Below are 15,381 nucleotides of genomic sequence, written 5' to 3'. Positions count from 1 at the left end.
ATGGACGCTGACGCGGGCCACGGCACGTCCGCGTCGTGCGGTGCGCCGTAACCTGGCCCGGAGATCGACCGAAGGAGTCCCCCGTGCTTGTCCTGCTGCCCCCCTCCGAAGGAAAGGCGCCCTCCGGCGACGGTGCCCCGCTGGAGCTCGGGTCGCTGTCGCTGCCGGGGCTGGCCGGGGCGCGGCGGGCCGTCCTCGACGAGGTGGTCGAGCTGTGCGCGGCCGACGAGGACAAGGCGCGCGAGGTGCTGGGGCTCAGCGAGGGGCTGCGGGGTGAGGTCGCCAAGAACGCGGGACTGCGGACCGCCGGGGCGCGGCCGGCCGGGGAGATCTACACCGGCGTGCTGTACGACGCCCTCGGCCTGGCCACGCTGGACGCGGCCGCCCGGGAGCGCGCGGCCCGTTCCCTGCTGGTCTTCTCGGGGCTGTGGGGTGCCGTCCGGGTCTCGGACCGGATCCCCTCCTACCGCTGCTCGATGGGCGTGAAGCTGCCGGGCCTGGGCGCGCTCGGCGCGTACTGGCGCACGCCGATGGCCGCGGCGCTGCCCGAGGCCGCCGGCGACGGACTGGTGCTGGACCTGCGGTCGTCGGCGTACGCGGCGGCCTGGAAGCCGAAGGGGGAGGTCGCGGAGCGGACGGCGAGCGTACGGGTGCTGCACGCGCCGACCCGCAAGGTCGTCAGCCACTTCAACAAGGCGACCAAGGGGCGGATCGTCCGCAGCCTGCTGACGGAGGGCGTCGCGCCGGAGGACCCGGCCGGTCTCGTCGAGGCGCTGCGGGACCTCGGGTACGTGGTGGAGGCGGCCGCGCCGGAGAAGGCCGGGAGGCCGTGGACGCTGGACGTGCTGGTCACCGAGGTCCACTGAGGGGTCTGCCCGTAACCACTGCCGCCACCCTGGCGTTGCACTGTGCGCAACGACCGTTGTGCAGGGTGATTGCCGCAGGCAGGATGAGGCCATGACTTCGCCGCTGCCCCCGTCTCCCCTGCCCTCGTCGTCCCCGTCCACGACCGGTTCCGTACTGGAGCTGGCGCCCGTCGTCCCCGTCGTCGTGCTGGAGGACGCCGCCGACGCCGTGCCGCTGGCCCGGGCGCTCGTCGCGGGCGGGCTGCCCGCGATCGAGGTGACGCTGCGGACGCCCGCCGCGCTCGACGCGATCCGGGCGATCGCCGGGGACGTACCGGGGGCGGTGGTCGGCGCCGGCACGGTGGTCACTCCGGCGAACGTGTCCGACGCCGTGGCGGCCGGGGCCCGTTTCCTGGTGAGCCCCGGCTGGACCGACGGGCTCCTCGACGCGATGCGGGCGTCCGGGGTGCCGTTCCTGCCCGGGGTGTCGACCACCTCGGAGGTCGTGGCGCTGCTCGAACGCGGCGTGCGCGAGATGAAGTTCTTCCCCGCGCAGGCGGCGGGCGGCACGGCGTACCTCAAGTCGCTGTCCGGCCCGCTGCCGCAGGCCCGCTTCTGCCCGACCGGCGGCATCGACGCGGCGACGGCGCCCGCCTACCTGTCCCTGCCCAACGTCGCCTGCGTGGGCGGCACCTGGATGCTCCCGGCGGACGCGCTCGCGGCGAAGGACTGGGACCGGGTGGAGTCCCTGGCCCGGGAGGCGGCCGGCCTGCGGGACCGGTGACCGGCCCGCGGGACCGGTGACCGGCCGCCGCTCCGGGCGCGCGGCCGGGCGGCGCGAGCCGTCAGCGCAGGTGGGACGTGTCGTTGAACAGGCGCACGCTCGCGTTGCCGTCCGCGTAGTACGCCACCGCCGAGAGGGACGCGGCCGACAGCTCCATGCGGAACAGCGCCGCGGACGGGGCCCCCAGCGCCAGGCGTACGAGGGTCTTGACCGGCGTGACGTGCGAGACGAGCAGGACGGTGCGGCCGGCGTACTCGGCGGCGAGCCGGTCCCGGGCCGCCGCCACCCGGCGGGTGACCTCGGCGAAGCTCTCGCCGCCGCCGGTCGGCCCGGCCTCCTCCGAGGCCAGCCAGGCGTCCATGTCCCGCGGGTACCGCTCGCGCACCTCGCCGAAGGTCAGCCCCTCCCACGCGCCGAAGTCGGTCTCCCGCAGCCCGTCCTCGATCCGCACCTCCAGGCCGAGGCGGTCGGCGACGATCCGCGCCGTCTCGCGGCAGCGGGCGAGGGGCGAGGAGACGACGGCCTGGACCGTGCCGCGCGCGGCGAGCGCCGCGGCGACCCGTCCGGCCTGGTGACGGCCCACGTCGGAGAGCGAGGGGTCGCTGCCCCCGCTCCCGGAGAACCGCTTGTGCGGTGTCAGCGGCGTCTCCCCGTGCCGCAGCAGGACGAAGGTGGCGGGCGCCCCGAGATCGGGCGGCGGGGCCCCGGCGGAGGTGACACTCACGGCGGCCCGCACCTCGGCCGCCGGGGCGGCGCTTCCCGCGGCCCGCGCATCGGCCGCCGGGACGGTGCTCCCCATGGCCCGCGCGTCCGCCGTCGAAGCCGTGCTTCCCGCGGGCCGCGCGCCGGTCGCCGGAGCGGCGGCCCCGGCGGCCCCCGCGCCGGCCGTCGGCCCCGTGCCCGCCGAGGCCACGTTCCGGGCGGCCCGTACGTCGGCCTCGGCCCTGTGCGCGGTGGCGGACCCGGTCCCGGAGGAGCCGGGTCCGGACGCGGCGCCCGCGCCGGGGGCGGTCCCGGCGTCCGCCGCGGCCGCCGCCTCCGCCTCCGCCTCGGCCACCGTGTCCAGCACCTGTTCCCTGGCGCGCTCCGCGACCGTGTCCAGCTCCGCCGTCGACGCCGACGCCGACCACCGCTCGCCGCGCGCGCCCGCGTCCATCGCCTCGTTGGCCAGCCGGTCCGCGTGCTTGTTGCGCTCGCGCGGGATCCACTCGTACGTCACCCGGGACGGCGACAGGACGCGGCTCGCCTCGGAGGCGAGGGGCCGCAGGTCGGGGTGTTTGATCTTCCAGCGGCCCGACATCTGCTCGACGACGAGCTTGGAGTCCATGCGGACGTGGACCCGGGCGGCCGGGTCCAGTTCGTGCGCGGCGCGCAGGCCGGCGAGCAGGCCCCGGTACTCGGCGACGTTGTTCGTGGCGGTGCCGAGGTACTCGGCCCGCTCGGCCAGCGTCCGTCCCGTCTCCGCGTCGACGACGACGGCGCCGTAGCCGGCCGGCCCCGGGTTGCCCCGGGACCCGCCGTCGGCCTCGACGATGAGCTCGCGCACGATCGCGGCTCCCTCTTCTCTTCCCGCGGTCCGGTCTCGTCCCCGGCGGCCCTGCCCCTACAGCCCGGACTCGGAGGTGCGGACGAGGATGCGGCGGCAGTTCTCGCAGCGCACGACCGTGTCGGGGGCGGCGGCGCGCACCTCGTTCAGCTCGGTGATGTTCAGCTCCAGGCGGCAGCCCTCGCAGCGCCGCTGGTAGAGCTTGGCCGCGCCGATGCCGCCCTGCTGCTCGCGCAGCTTGTCGTACAGCTTGAGCAGGTCGGCGGGGACGGAGCCGGCGATGACCTCGCGCTCCTTGGTCACCGTGGCCGCCTCGCCGTCCAGCGTCTCGTACGCGGCGTCCCGGCGGGCCGTCGCGTCGTCGATCTTCGACTGGACGGAGGAGACGCGCTCGGTCAGCTCGTTCACCCGCTCCTGGGCGGACTCGCGGCGCTCCATGACCTCGAGGACCACGTCCTCCAGGTCGCCCTGGCGCCTGGCGAGGGAGACGATCTCGCGCTGGAGGTTCTCCAGGTCCTTGGGCGAGGTGACGGTGCCGGAGTCCAGGCGCTGCTGGTCGCGGGCGGCCCGCTGGCGCACCTGGTCGACGTCCTGCTCGGCCTTGGTCTGCTCGCGGGCGCAGTCGCTCTCCTCGGTCTGCGCGGCGACGAGCAGGTCGCGCAGTTGCGTGAGGTCCTTGGTCAGCGACTCGATCTCGGCGTGCTCGGGCAGGGACTTCCGCTTGTGCGCGAGCTGCTGCAGGCGCACGTCGAGGGCCTGCACGTCGAGGAGTCGGATCTGGTCGGCGGGCGCGGCGTTCAGTTGGGGGCTCCAGGTGAAGGGGAGTGATGGGTCCAGGGGTCGGTGACCGCCTGCGAGACGTGGACGCGCAGGTCCCAGCCGTGGCGGTCGGAGATCTCGTCGAGCTGGGCGGCCGCCAGCTCGCACCAGGGCCACTCGGTGGCCCAGTGGGCCGCGTCGAGCAGCGCGAGAGGACTGTGGGCGCGGGCCTCGGAGGCCGGGTGGTGGCGCAGGTCCGCGGTGAGGAAGGCGTCGACGCCGGCGGCGCGCACGTCGCCGAAGAGGCTGTCGCCGCTGCCGCCGCTGACGGCGACGGTCCGCACCGTCGCGTCGGGGTCGCCGGCCACCCGGATGCCCTGCGCGGTGGCGGGCAGCCGCTCGGCGGCGCGCGCGGCGAACTCGCGCAGCGTCACCGGGTGCTCCAGCTCGCAGACCCGGCCGAGGCCGCGGCGGCCGTCGGGGTCGGTCGGGTCCGGCACGAGCGGCCGTACGACGCGCAGGTCCAGCGCGCCGGCGAGCGCGTCGGAGACGCCCGGGTCGGCCTTGTCGGCGTTGGTGTGGGCGACGTGCAGCGCGACGCCGCTGCGGATCAGCGTGTGCACGACGCGGCCCTTGAAGGTGGAGGCCGCGACCGTCGTCGTGCCGCGCAGGTAGAGGGGGTGGTGCGTGATCAGCAGGTCGGCGCCCAGGCCCACCGCCTCGTCCACGGTCTCCTGTACCGGGTCGACGGCGAGCAGTACGCGGGAAACCTCCTGGTCGGGGTCTCCGCAGACCGTGCCGACCGCGTCCCAGTCCTCCGCCCGCGAGGGGGGCCAGAGGGCGTCGAGCGCGGTGATGACTTCAGACAGACGGGGCACGGACAGAAGGCTACCTGCCCCCGGCGGCGGCGCCCCTCCGGTCCCGCCCGCAGCGGCCCCGTCCGCCCGCTCCCCCACCTGTTCCCCGTCTGTTCCCGAGGCCCGTCCGCGGTCCCCGGTGCACCCGGCCCCGGGGAGCACATACGCCCCTTCTCCTCAAGGAGATCCGGGAAACGGCCACCCGTACGTGTGAAGTGACCACCTGCGGATGCCCCGGCCGTACGTACGAAAACTAGTTTCGTCGCCGGAGGTGACCGAATGATGACGGCCTGTGCATCCCCCGGCGTCCCGGCTCCGACGGACCTGAGACCGCCCGCCCCGCCCGCGACGGGGACGGGCCGCGGGGACGGCCCGTCCGCCCGGCCCGGGTGCACGATCACGGCGGACGGCGCCTACGCCGCGCGCCTCGTGGCGGACGGCGGCGCCCGGTTCCCGGAGCGCTGGACCCTCGACGGCCCCGAGCCCTACGCCGTGCCGCTTCCGGGCGGCCGGACCGAGGACCCCGGCACCGAGGTGCTGCCGATGGGCGACGGGCGCGTGCTCGTCCACCGGCCCCTCGACGAGTACCACGCCTTCTCCCTGCTGTACCCGACGGGGCCCGGCACCGGCGAGGTGCCCCTGGGGGCGGTGGAGTGCCCGGACGAGGGGGCGCGGCTCGCCCTGCTGCCGCCCGCGCCGGGCGGTACACGGGCGTACGCCCTCGCCGTCGGCCCGCTGTCGACGGCCGTCTGGCTGGTGGCGGGCGGCAGCTTCGGGCCCGAGCACCTGGCCACGGTGCCGGGGCGCTGCTCGGGCGGCGTGTGGCTGGGCGGCGGCGACCGACTGCTGGCGCTGGACCGCGAGCTGGACGGGCGGACCAAGTCGGTGGTCGTCGACCTCGGGCGGGGCGGGGAGGTGTCGCCCCTGCTGCAGATCACCGAGGAGAGCGACGACCGCCTGCTCCTCGCGGACGCCGCCAGCGGACTGCTGCTGATCAGCTCGGACGCGCCGTCCCCCGGGCGGCCCCGGCTGGGCTGGGGCGTGCTGGGCAGTTCGCTCCCGGTGCGCTTCCCGCAGTGCCTGCGGCCCGCGGGCACCGCGGTACGGCCGTTCGCGATCCAGCCGGGGCAGGTCCTGACGCCGGAGCACTGCGCGGTGGCCTTGTGGATCGACGGCGGGGGCGACGACGGCGACGGCCGGGTCGGCGTGTGGCGCCCCTACGACCGCCAGGTGCACCGGCTGCGCGCGCCCGAGGGGTGGCTGACGGGCACGGGGGTGTTCACCAAGGACGGTGTGCTGAGGCTGCCGTACGCGACGGAGGCGGTGCCGTGCGGCATCGCCGAGGTCACGGCGTCCGCGCGGGCGGGGGACGCGTGGGCGGACCTCGACGTGACGGCGGGGGCGCGGGGAGCGGCTCGGCAGGACCGGGGAAGCCGGAGGGACCAGAGGGAACAGAGGGAACAGGGGCTTCAGGGGGACCGGGGAAGTCAGGGGGAGCAGGAGGGCACGGCGGGTCCGACGGACCCGGCAGGCTCTACGGTTCCGGCAGGTTCCGCGGGACCGGCGGACCTTGCGGGGCCGGCGGGTCCTGCGGGTCCTGCGGGTCCGGTGGAGCCGGCGGGTTCGACGGTCTCGGCCGTGGGGGATGCGCGGGGCGCGCAGGGCACTCCGCATACGGCGGGAGGCCCGTGGGGACCGGCTCCGCGGGACGCTCCCCTGCGGGACATCCCGCGGCGGAACCGGGCCGTCGCCGAGGCGTTCCGGGGCCGCCGCATGGCCCGCGGCACGTCGGCCGGAAGGACGGCGTCGGCGTCCCTGCCCCCGCCCGCACCCGCATCCGTACCGATGCCCCGGCCCGCGCCCCTGCCGACGCCGGTGTCCACACCTGTGCAGATGCCCGCGCCCCTGCCGACGCCGGTGTCCGCGCCGGAGCCGGTGGCGCCCCCGGCCTCCGCGGCACCTGTGCCCCTGTCGATGACGGCGTCGTCGGCGGCGGAAGGGAGGTGGACGCGCGTGCCCCTGCCGCCGCTGTCGTCACGGACCGCTCCCGAAGGGGCGCCCGCACCGGAGGGCACGGCCGCGCCCGGTCCCGGGTCCGCGCTCGCGTCCGCGCCCATGCCGGTGCCGGCACCAGCACCGGCACCGGCACCGGGGCCGACGCGCTGGCCCGAAGCCGCCGCCGCGACGGACCCTTCGGGACTGCCCACCCTCACCTGGGTGGTCCCCTCGACGTCCGTCCCCGTCTTCCCTCCCGCACCCGCGTCCGCACGCGGCGGCAGGGGCGGCGAGGGCGACGAGGACGCCGGTCCGGACGCCGGGAACGCCGTAGGGAACGGCTCCGCACCGGCGCCGTCCGCGGCCCCGGAGAAGTGACCGCCGGGTAGCCCGGGCGGCCCGAAAGAGGGCGGGACACCACCGGTTAGACTCGCCCGCCTGTACGAAGAGGATCTTGTTTGACGGGGTGGATTTCTCCATGAGTGACATGAACCCGACGGAGATCTCGGTCGCCGACGCCCAGGGGGCGGTGACCGAGGACACCGGCCACGGCAGGCACCGTGGTGAGGTGAGCGCGGAGAACGACGCGGCGATCCCGCACGGTCGTCACCGCAAACCGTCCGACCAGCCGGACGTGACGGTCTGACCGTTCCGCCGCAGGACGACGTGACGGACGCGCCGGCCCGGTGACCTCGGGCGGGCGACGTACCGGGGCCCCGCCCGGCCACCGCGCCGGGCGGGGCCTTCGCGTCGAACGGCCCGGAACCGTACGCACGGCCGCCGGACCCCGGCCCACGCGGCTCACGGCCCTTCGGCCCCTGGGCACAGAACCCCTCACACGCGGGCCGCGCCGCCCGCCCCGGCCGCGCCGCCCGCCCCGGCCTCGCGGTCGCCCCCGGCCTCGCGGTCGCTTCCGTCCGCGGGGGCCACGAGACCCGCGGCATCCGCGGCATCCGCGAGGTCCACGACCGCGTCGGTGAGGACCGGGGCGTCGTCCCGCTCCACCGCCCCCACCGTCACCCGGACCGCGCCGTCCCGCCGCCACATCCGGACCCGCAGGGTCTCCCCGGGCAGGACGACCCCGGCGAACCGCGCGCCGTACGAGCGGACGCGGCCCACGTCCCCGCCGAGCAGGGTGTCGACGACCGCCTTGAGCGTCATGCCGTACGTGCACAGGCCGTGCAGGACCGGCCGCGCGAAGCCGGCGCGGGCGGCGAAGGCGGGGTCGGCGTGCAGCGGGTTGAGGTCGCCGGAGAGGCGGTAGAGCAGCGCCTGGTCCTCGCGCACCGGGCGGTCGACCGTGAGGTCGGGCTCGCCGGCGGGCGCCGGGAGGCGGCCGGAGGGACCGCGCTCACCGCCGAAGCCGCCCTCTCCGCGGACGTAGAGCCGCGTCTCGGCCGTCCACAGCGGGCCCTCGGCGTCGGCGGCCTCGGTCAGGGTGACGAGGACGGCCGCCTTGCCCTTGTCGTGCACGGCGGTGATCCGCGAGGTGGCGACCGCGTCGCCGCGCACCGGGAGCGGCCGGTGCAGGGTGAGGCGCTGGCCGCCGTGCAGGACGTCGGCGAGGTCCACGTCGACGCCGGGGGCGGTCAGGCCGTCGAGCACGGACCCGCCGCCCGCGACGGTCGCGAAGCTCGGCAGGACGTGCAGCCGGGACTCCAGGGTGTAGCGCAGTTCGGCGGGGTCGGTCGCCGGGACGCCCGCGCCGAGGCCGAGGTGGTAGAGCTGGACGTCCTTCGGGGTCCAGGAGATCCCGGCGGAACGGGGGCCGGCGGCGAGCGCCTCGGCTGCATCGATGGGCATGGACGTCCGAACTCCCGATCCCGTGGAACGCGTTCCGTCTCCGGTGCCACCTGTATAGCCCATGCGGCTCCGGCACCTGTGGCTACAGCCCGTGCGGCTCCGGCACCTGTGGCCGTACGTCCCGTACAGCTGCCCCCGCCCCCGCGCCCGCCTCTATGCCTGCGTCTTCGCCTGCGCCTCCGCCTCCGCTCGCGTCCGCGCCGGTTCCCGCGTCCGCGCCCCGGGCAGCCACAGCAGCATCAGCACCGCGCAGCCGAGCAGGACCGCCGCCCCCGTGCGGAAGGCCAGGGCGTACCCCTCCGTCAGGGCCGTGCCCGAGGCGCTGCCGCCGGTGCGGGCGGCGGCGATCGTCGACAGGACCGACAGGCCGAGCGAACCGCCCATCGTCCGCGAGGTGTTGACCAGGCCCGAGACCACTCCGGCGTCCTCGGGCGCGGCCCCGGACGTCGCCAGCGAGGCGAGCGGCGTTGCGGCCAGTCCGGCGCCGAGCATCATCAGGACGCCGGGCAGCATGATGGTGGTGACGTACGTGCCGTCCGCGCTCATCGTCGACTGCCAGGCGAACCCGGCGGCCGCCAGCAGCGAACCCGCCACCGCGACGGCGCGGGCGCCGGCCACGCGCATCAGGCGGGGCGCGGCCTTCGAGCCGAGCACCACGGCCAGGGAGCTGGGCACCAGGGCCAGTCCGGCCCCCAGGGGCGAGTAGCCGAGCACGTTCTGGGCGTACAGCGTCATGAAGTACCACATGGCGAACATGGCGGCGCCGCTGAGGAACATCGCCGCGTTCGCCGACGCGACCGACCGCAGCCCCAGCAGCTTCAGCGGCATCAGGGGCGCCGCGGTGCGGGCCTCGACGGCCAGGAACAGGGCGACGAGCACCGCCCCGGCGAGCAGCGGCACGAGCGTCGCGGCGGCTGCCCAGCCGTGCTCCTCGGTCTGCACGATGCCGTACGCGAGGGTGGCGAGCCCGGCCGTCACCAGCAGCGCGCCGGGCAGGTCGAGCCGCCGCCCGGCGCCCGCCCGGCTCTCGGGCAGCCACCGCGCGGCGCCGGCCAGGACGACCGCGCCGACGGGGACGTTGACGAGCAGCACCCAGCGCCAGGACAGGCCGTCGGTCAGCACGCCGCCGACGAGGCCGCCGGCCGCGCCGCCGCCCGCGCCGACGGCGCTCCAGGTCGCGATGGCCCGGGCACGCGCGGCGCCCTCGGGGACGGCCGAGGTCAGGATGGTCAGCGTCGAGGGCGCGAGGACCGCGGCGCCCAGTCCCTGGGCCGCCCGCGCGAGGAGGAGCTGCCAGTCGTCCTGGGCGAGCCCGCCGCCGAGCGAGGCGAACGTGAAGAGCGCGAGGCCGACCAGGAACATCCGCTTGCGTCCGTAGAGGTCGCCGGCCCGGCCGCCGAGCAGCATGAAGCCCGCGAACGCTATGGAGTACGCGTTGACGACCCACTGCAGTCCCGGCGCGCTCAGGCCCAGGTCGGTCCGCATCGACGGCAGCGCGACGTTGACGACGGACACGTCGAGGACGACGAGGAACTGGCCCGCGCAGGCGAGGGCGACCACCAGCCAGGTGAGCGGCGACGCGGTCCGGCGGGCGGTACGGGGATCTGCGGCGGCTCCGAGCATGGGGGCCATACTTTCAACCGGCCGACACCGCGTACATGGGATTTTCGTCGCCCCGCCGGTCCGTCCCGGGCCCTGGGACCCCGACCGCCCGCCCCGGACTCCCACCGTCCGGTTCCACGGCTTCGACCGGTCCCATGACTTCGACCGCCCGGTCCCATGACTTCGACCGGCCGACTCCACACCCCCGACCGGTCCCACGGCTTCGACCGTCCGCACGCGGCCGCCGGCCCTCCGTCGGCGGACGGCCTTCGCCGACAGCGTCCGCGGTCCGCCTCCTGACGTACCGTCGAGAACTCGCGCCCCACCGGCCCCGCCGGTGCCGCGCGCCGTGCCCCGCTCCTTAACGAGAAGGTCAAGAAATCGTTAGGGCGGCGAACCATCGGAATAGTTGCCTTGGCCGACGAGGTTCGTCATCTACGGACCCGCACGGAGCTCCCACGCTCCATCCACCTTGTTTGCACCTTTTCAACCTTTTTCGTTTCCGTTCTCGCTTCTTCTCACTTCCGCCTGGAGGCCCCACACGATGACGCAGACGACGACGGACCGGCAGCCCGGGACCGCGGGCGCCGGCATGGTCCCGGTGCTCGCCTTCGCGGGCATCGTTGTCGCCGTGATGCAGACCCTGCTCGTGCCGGTCATCAAGGACCTGCCCGAGCTGCTGGGCACGGCGCCCAGCAACGCCACCTGGGTGATGACCTCGACCCTGCTCGCGGGCGCCGTCGCGACACCGATCATGGGTCGCCTCGGCGACCTGTACGGCAAGCGCCGGCTGCTGCTCGCGAGCCTGGCCGTCATGGTCGTCGGCTCGCTGATCTGCGGATTCACCAGCGATCTGCTGGTGATGATCGTGGGCCGCGCCCTCCAGGGCTTCGCGATGGGCGCGATCCCCCTCGGCATCGGCCTGATGCGGGACGGGCTGCCGCGCGAGCGGCTCGGCTCGGCGATGGCCCTGATGAGCTCCTCCATCGGCGTCGGCGGCGGACTCGCGCTGCCGGTCGCCGCGCTGGTCGCCCAGCACGCGGACTGGCACGCCCTGTTCTTCCTCGCCGCGGGCCTGGGCGCCGTCTCGATCGCCCTCACCCTGCTCCTCGTCCCCGAGTCCCCGATGCGCGCCGAGGGCACCTTCGACGTCCTGGGCGCCCTCGGCCTCTCCGCGGGGCTGGTCCTCCTGCTGCTGCCGATCACCAAGGGCAGCGACTGGGGCTGGGGCTCGGCCACCACGCTGGGCCTGTTCGGCGCGGCCCTCGCCGTCCTCCTCCTGTGGGGCCTGATGGAACTGCGCGTGGCCGCCCCGCTGGTCGACCTGCGCACCACCGCGCGCCGCGAGGTGCTGCTGACCAACCTCGCCTCGATCATGGTCGGCGTCGCCTTCTACGCCGTCTCGCTCGTCCTGCCCCAGCTGCTCCAGCTGCCCGCCGCCACCGGCTACGGCCTCGGGCAGTCCATGGTCGTCGCGGGTCTGTGCGTGGCGCCGCTCGGCCTGACGATGATGTTCACGGCGCCCGTCTACGCCCGGCTGTCCACCCGGTACGGCCCCAAGGTCACGCTCATCGTCGGCATGCTGGTCATCGCGGTCGGCTACGGCGCGGGCCTCGGCCTGATGAGCGCCGCCTGGCAGACGGTCCTCGTCTCGGTGATCCTCGGCGCGGGCATCGGCCTGGCCTACTCCTCGCTGCCCGCGCTGATCATCGGGGCCGTGCCCGCCTCGGAGACGGGCGCCGCCAACGGCCTCAACACCCTGATGCGCTCCATCGGCACCTCCGTGTCCAGCGCCGTCATCGGCATGGTGCTGGCGAACACCGCGCAGGACATGGGCGGCACCGCCGTCCCCACCCTGCACGGCTTCCGCGTCTCCTTCCTGATCGCCATGGGCGCGGTCCTCGTCGGCCTGGTCCTCGCGCTGTTCCTGCCCGCGCGCCGCGCCGAGAAGCCGCGGCTGCGCGCGAGCAGCGAGGAGCCGGCGAGCGGGCAGGACCTCGCGGCCGGGCCCGTCCGGGGCGGTTTCCGCGGCCGGGTCGTCGCCGCCGGCGGCACCCCGGTCGCCCGCGCCAGGGTCACACTGATCGACCGCGGCGGCCGCCGGGCGGGCACCACCCTCTCCGGCGAGGACGGCAGCTACACGCTCGCGATCCCCGCCGGCGGCCCGTACGTGCTGGCCGCCACCGCCGCGGGCCACGCCCCGCTCGCCGCGTCGGCCACCCACCCCGGCGGCGCCCTCCCGGTCGACCTGGACCTGGAGCTCCCGGGCGAGACGAGCGGCGTCCCCGCCTGACCCGTCCGGCCGCCGGCCCGTCCGGCCGCGCGGCGCCCCGCCTCCCGTACGCCCCCGTCGCCTCCCGCGGCGGGGGCGTACGGCACGATGGGCGCCGACCGCCGCGTACCGCCCGGTCCCCTGCCTTTCGACCCCGCACCACCGGAGGACCCCATGAACGCCGCGCCCGAGCCGGAGATCCTCGCCGCCTTCGAGGCCGCCAAGGGGTTCATGCCCGTGCACGAGGGGCTCGCGCTGTACGCGGCCGCCACCGAGGCCGGACGGCTCGGGCTGCCGCTGCTGGAGGTCGGCACGTACTGCGGCCGGTCCACGGTCCTGCTGGCCGACGCGGCGCGCCGGGCGGGCGTCACCGCCCTCACCGTCGACCACCACCGCGGCAGCGAGGAGCAGCAGCCCGGCTGGGACTACCACGACCCGTCGCTGGTGGACCCCGAGGTGGGCCGGATGGACACCCTGCCGGCCTTCCGCCGGACGCTGCACGCGGCGGGCCTGGAGGACCACGTGGTCGCGCTCGTCGGCCGCTCGCCGCAGATCGCCGCCCTGTGGGGCACGCCGCTCGGCCTGGTCTTCGTCGACGGCGGCCACACGGACGAGCACGCGGGCGCCGACTACGAGGGCTGGGCGCCCCACGTGGCCGAGGGCGGCCTGCTGCTGATCCACGACGTGTTCCCGCAGAAGCTGGACGAGTTCACCGGGCAGGCCCCCTACCGGGTGTACCTGCGGGCCCTGGAGTCCGGGCGGTTCACCGAGGTCTCGGCGACCGACACGCTGCGCGTCCTGCGCCGAACGGGCACGGCCGTACCGCCTCGCGGTTAGAGTCGCAGGCGTGTCGTACGCAGGTCCGGAATTCGATCCTCCCCGTCCGCCGCGCCGTCTCCTGCGCAGGCCGCTGACCGTCACGGCCGCCGCGCTCGTGCCGACGGCGCTGGCCGGCTGGCTGGTGTGGCAGGCGGTCGGCGACGACGGCGGTGCCGCGCGGGCCGCCCCGCAGACGCCGCGGCAGGCGGCGCCCGCCTCCCCGGCCGGCCCGGACGACGGCAAGCGGCCGGACCCGGCGGAGCCGCCGGTCTCCCCGTCCGACTCGGCGCCGTCGCCGCTCGCGCACAAGGTCGTCGTGATCGACCCGGGCCACAACCCCGGCAACTCCCGGCACACCTCCGAGATCAACCAGCAGGTGGACATCGGGACGGGCCGCAAGGAGTGCGACACCACCGGCACGTCGACGAACGACGGCTACGCCGAGGCGCGGTTCACCCTCGACGTGGCGCACCGGCTGCGCGCGCTCCTGGAGGAGCAGGGCGCCACCGTGCGGCTGACGCACGACGGCGACCGCGACTGGGGCCCGTGCGTGGACGAGCGCGCCCGGATCGGCAACGCGGCGCACGCCGACGCGGTCGTGTCGATCCACGCGGACGGCTCGGCGGCCGGCAACCGCGGCTTCCACGTGATCCTGCCCGGCCCGGTGCACGCGGGCGCCGCCGACACCCGGCCGATCGTCGGCTCCTCCCGCGACCTGGGCGAACGCATCGCCGACGGCTTCCGCCGCGAGACCGGGGCGGCGCCGTCGAACTACATCGGCGAGGGCACGGGGCTCGACGTGCGCACGGACCTCGGCGGGCTCAACCTGTCGACCGTCCCCAAGGTCTTCCTGGAGTGCGGCAACATGCGCGACGGCGCGGAGGCCGCCCTGCTGACCAGCGGGGCGTGGCGGCAGAAAGCGGCGCACGGGATCTCTGAGGGAATCGTGAGTTTCCTGCGAGGGTAGTGATCGGCCCGTCGAACCCGGCGGACACCCCCACGGACCGGACGATAATGTCATCCCTGCGACGAGGGGCCACCCCCGCGCTTCGAACCCCCGGCCCAGGGCAGACGGTGAGATCACACGGTGAGATCCCGGAGGGCGACACGGTGACAGCGACGCCTCCACCTACGACGAGACGACCGACGAAGGACCTGAAGTGAATATCCGCTCCCTCACTCGAGGCGACGGCGTGGTGATCGGAGCAGCGGTATTGCTGTTCATCGCGTCGTTCCTCGACATCTACTCGATCGACACGGCCCCGGACGGCCTCGACACCCCCAACGCCTGGGGAAGCGGCCCGATCCTGATGGGCGTCGTCCTGGCGGGCATCGTCGGCGCCGCCCTCGTCGTCCTCTCGCACGGTCTGCCGCGCGCCCCGAAGATCGCCGGCCTGGAGCTCGCCCCCTTCGGCACCGCCCTCACCGTCTTCGCCGCGTGGAGCGCCCTCGCCAACGTCGTCGACCCGCCGAGCGGCGTGGACAACATCGGCACCGGCGGCGACGGCGGCATCAGCGCCGGCATCGGCCTGATCCTCGCCCTGATCGCCACGCTCCTCATGGCCGCCGCCGCGATCGCCACCCCCATGGTCCCGGCGCTCAAGGCCGCCCTCGTCGGCGCCCCGCGCCCGCAGGCCCCGCAGCCCTACGGCGCGCAGCCCCCGGCCGGCTACGGCTACCCGGGCGCCCAGCAGCAGCCGGGCCAGCCCTACGGCGCGCACCCGCAGCAGGCGCAGCAGCCGTACGGCGGTCAGCCGCAGCAGCAGGCCCAGGCCCCGCAGCAGGCGCAGCAGCAGCCGCCGGCCGCGGACTTCTCGCCGTTCTGGTTCGCGGTGCCGGTGCCGCGCCCGCTGTACGCGGAGGACGGCTCCGCCAGCCAGATCGCCGAACTCGCGCCCGGCACCTGGTACCTGGCCGTCGAGCAGCGCGGCGCGCACCTGGTGGCCCAGACGCAGGACGGCCGCCGCGGCGTCCTGCAGGACACCACGGGCATCCAGCGCGGCTGACCCGCGGTTCCCGTTCCGAGGTCATCACGGCCCCCGCTCCGAGGAGCGGGGGCCGTTCCCGTACCCCTGGAGACACACCCGCACCTGACGTTG

At 75.7% G+C, this 15,381-nt stretch carries 13 protein-coding genes; 8 read left to right on the top strand and 5 right to left on the bottom strand.

The window, feature by feature from the left end; translation table 11 throughout:
• Nucleotides 1-83: 83 nt before the first annotated feature.
• Both yaaA and eda read left to right on the top strand, forming a co-directional pair.
• Nucleotides 84-866 carry a peroxide stress protein YaaA gene (yaaA, locus tag IE271_RS01460; protein ID WP_190188235.1) on the top strand — a complete coding sequence of 261 codons (783 nt, stop codon included), beginning with the start codon at nt 84-86 and terminating at the stop codon, nt 864-866.
• A 91-nt stretch (nt 867-957) separates the two neighbouring features.
• On the top strand, nt 958-1,629 hold the full coding sequence (eda, locus tag IE271_RS01455) for a bifunctional 4-hydroxy-2-oxoglutarate aldolase/2-dehydro-3-deoxy-phosphogluconate aldolase (RefSeq protein WP_190188234.1): 672 nt from the start codon (nt 958-960) through the stop codon (nt 1,627-1,629).
• Nucleotides 1,630-1,690: 61 nt separating this feature from the next.
• Here the strand turns inward: eda and IE271_RS01450 are convergent, their stop codons facing one another.
• The 3 genes from IE271_RS01450 to IE271_RS01440 are packed head-to-tail and all read right to left on the bottom strand — an operon-like array spanning nt 1,691 to nt 4,812.
• Nucleotides 1,691-3,175: a bifunctional RNase H/acid phosphatase gene (locus IE271_RS01450; RefSeq protein ID WP_190188233.1), complete on the bottom strand. Its 1,485-nt coding sequence runs from the start codon at nt 3,173-3,175 to the stop codon at nt 1,691-1,693.
• Between the two features lie 57 nt (nt 3,176-3,232).
• A complete protein-coding gene (locus IE271_RS01445) occupies nt 3,233-3,976 on the bottom strand; it encodes a zinc ribbon domain-containing protein (RefSeq protein ID WP_190188556.1) in 744 nt (247 codons plus the stop codon).
• Nucleotides 3,973-4,812: a Nif3-like dinuclear metal center hexameric protein gene (locus IE271_RS01440; protein ID WP_190188232.1), complete on the bottom strand. Its 840-nt coding sequence runs from the start codon at nt 4,810-4,812 to the stop codon at nt 3,973-3,975. Before IE271_RS01440 ends, IE271_RS01445 begins: the two co-directional genes overlap by 4 nt.
• A gap of 258 nt (nt 4,813-5,070) precedes the next feature.
• Between IE271_RS01440 and IE271_RS43810 the strand changes: the two genes are divergently transcribed.
• Together IE271_RS43810 and IE271_RS01430 are read left to right on the top strand one after the other, a co-directional pair.
• Entirely contained in the window at nt 5,071-7,164 is a 2,094-nt protein-coding gene (locus IE271_RS43810) for a hypothetical protein (protein ID WP_373308683.1), read from the top strand.
• 100 nt (nt 7,165-7,264) lie between these two features.
• Entirely contained in the window at nt 7,265-7,432 is a 168-nt protein-coding gene (locus IE271_RS01430; protein WP_190188231.1) for a hypothetical protein, read from the top strand.
• A 188-nt stretch (nt 7,433-7,620) separates the two neighbouring features.
• Here the strand turns inward: IE271_RS01430 and IE271_RS01425 are convergent, their stop codons facing one another.
• Together IE271_RS01425 and IE271_RS01420 are read right to left on the bottom strand one after the other, a co-directional pair.
• Nucleotides 7,621-8,589 (bottom strand): MaoC/PaaZ C-terminal domain-containing protein, encoded by a 969-nt coding sequence (locus IE271_RS01425; protein WP_190188230.1) that lies wholly within the window; start codon nt 8,587-8,589, stop codon nt 7,621-7,623.
• A gap of 153 nt (nt 8,590-8,742) precedes the next feature.
• Complete coding sequence (locus IE271_RS01420; protein ID WP_190188229.1) at nt 8,743-10,212, bottom strand: DHA2 family efflux MFS transporter permease subunit; 1,470 nt, start codon at nt 10,210-10,212, stop codon at nt 8,743-8,745.
• A gap of 523 nt (nt 10,213-10,735) precedes the next feature.
• On the opposite strand from IE271_RS01420, the gene IE271_RS01415 reads away from it, so the two are divergent.
• From IE271_RS01415 to IE271_RS01400, 4 genes are all read left to right on the top strand, one after another.
• Complete coding sequence (locus IE271_RS01415; RefSeq protein WP_190188228.1) at nt 10,736-12,484, top strand: MFS transporter; 1,749 nt, start codon at nt 10,736-10,738, stop codon at nt 12,482-12,484.
• A gap of 153 nt (nt 12,485-12,637) precedes the next feature.
• Complete coding sequence (locus tag IE271_RS01410; RefSeq protein ID WP_190188227.1) at nt 12,638-13,300, top strand: class I SAM-dependent methyltransferase; 663 nt, start codon at nt 12,638-12,640, stop codon at nt 13,298-13,300.
• A gap of 10 nt (nt 13,301-13,310) precedes the next feature.
• Nucleotides 13,311-14,249, top strand: coding sequence for an N-acetylmuramoyl-L-alanine amidase (locus tag IE271_RS01405; RefSeq protein WP_190188226.1), 939 nt, complete (start codon nt 13,311-13,313; stop codon nt 14,247-14,249).
• A 193-nt stretch (nt 14,250-14,442) separates the two neighbouring features.
• Nucleotides 14,443-15,288, top strand: a complete 846-nt coding sequence (locus tag IE271_RS01400; protein ID WP_190188225.1) for a DUF5336 domain-containing protein — start codon at nt 14,443-14,445, stop codon at nt 15,286-15,288.
• Nucleotides 15,289-15,381: the final 93 nt, after the last annotated feature.

This window comes from Streptomyces minutiscleroticus, from assembly GCF_014650875.1.
Taxonomy (GTDB): domain Bacteria; phylum Actinomycetota; class Actinomycetes; order Streptomycetales; family Streptomycetaceae; genus Streptomyces; species Streptomyces minutiscleroticus.
The sequence above is the reverse complement of the archived record's forward strand: the minus strand, read 5'-3'. Positions and strand labels throughout refer to the sequence as shown.

Excerpts from the sequence above, each read along its gene's own strand:
- IE271_RS01430 (WP_190188231.1), top strand. The coding sequence starts at position 7,265 with ATGAGTGACATGAACCCGACGGAGATCTCGGTCGCCGACGCCCAGGGG.
- IE271_RS01410 (WP_190188227.1), top strand. The coding sequence starts at position 12,638 with ATGAACGCCGCGCCCGAGCCGGAGATCCTCGCCGCCTTCGAGGCCGCC.
- IE271_RS01415 (WP_190188228.1), top strand. The coding sequence starts at position 10,736 with ATGACGCAGACGACGACGGACCGGCAGCCCGGGACCGCGGGCGCCGGC.
- IE271_RS01425 (WP_190188230.1), bottom strand. The coding sequence starts at position 8,589 with ATGCCCATCGATGCAGCCGAGGCGCTCGCCGCCGGCCCCCGTTCCGCC.
- IE271_RS43810 (WP_373308683.1), top strand. The coding sequence starts at position 5,071 with ATGATGACGGCCTGTGCATCCCCCGGCGTCCCGGCTCCGACGGACCTG.
- IE271_RS01420 (WP_190188229.1), bottom strand. The coding sequence starts at position 10,212 with ATGCTCGGAGCCGCCGCAGATCCCCGTACCGCCCGCCGGACCGCGTCG.
- eda (WP_190188234.1), top strand. The coding sequence starts at position 958 with ATGACTTCGCCGCTGCCCCCGTCTCCCCTGCCCTCGTCGTCCCCGTCC.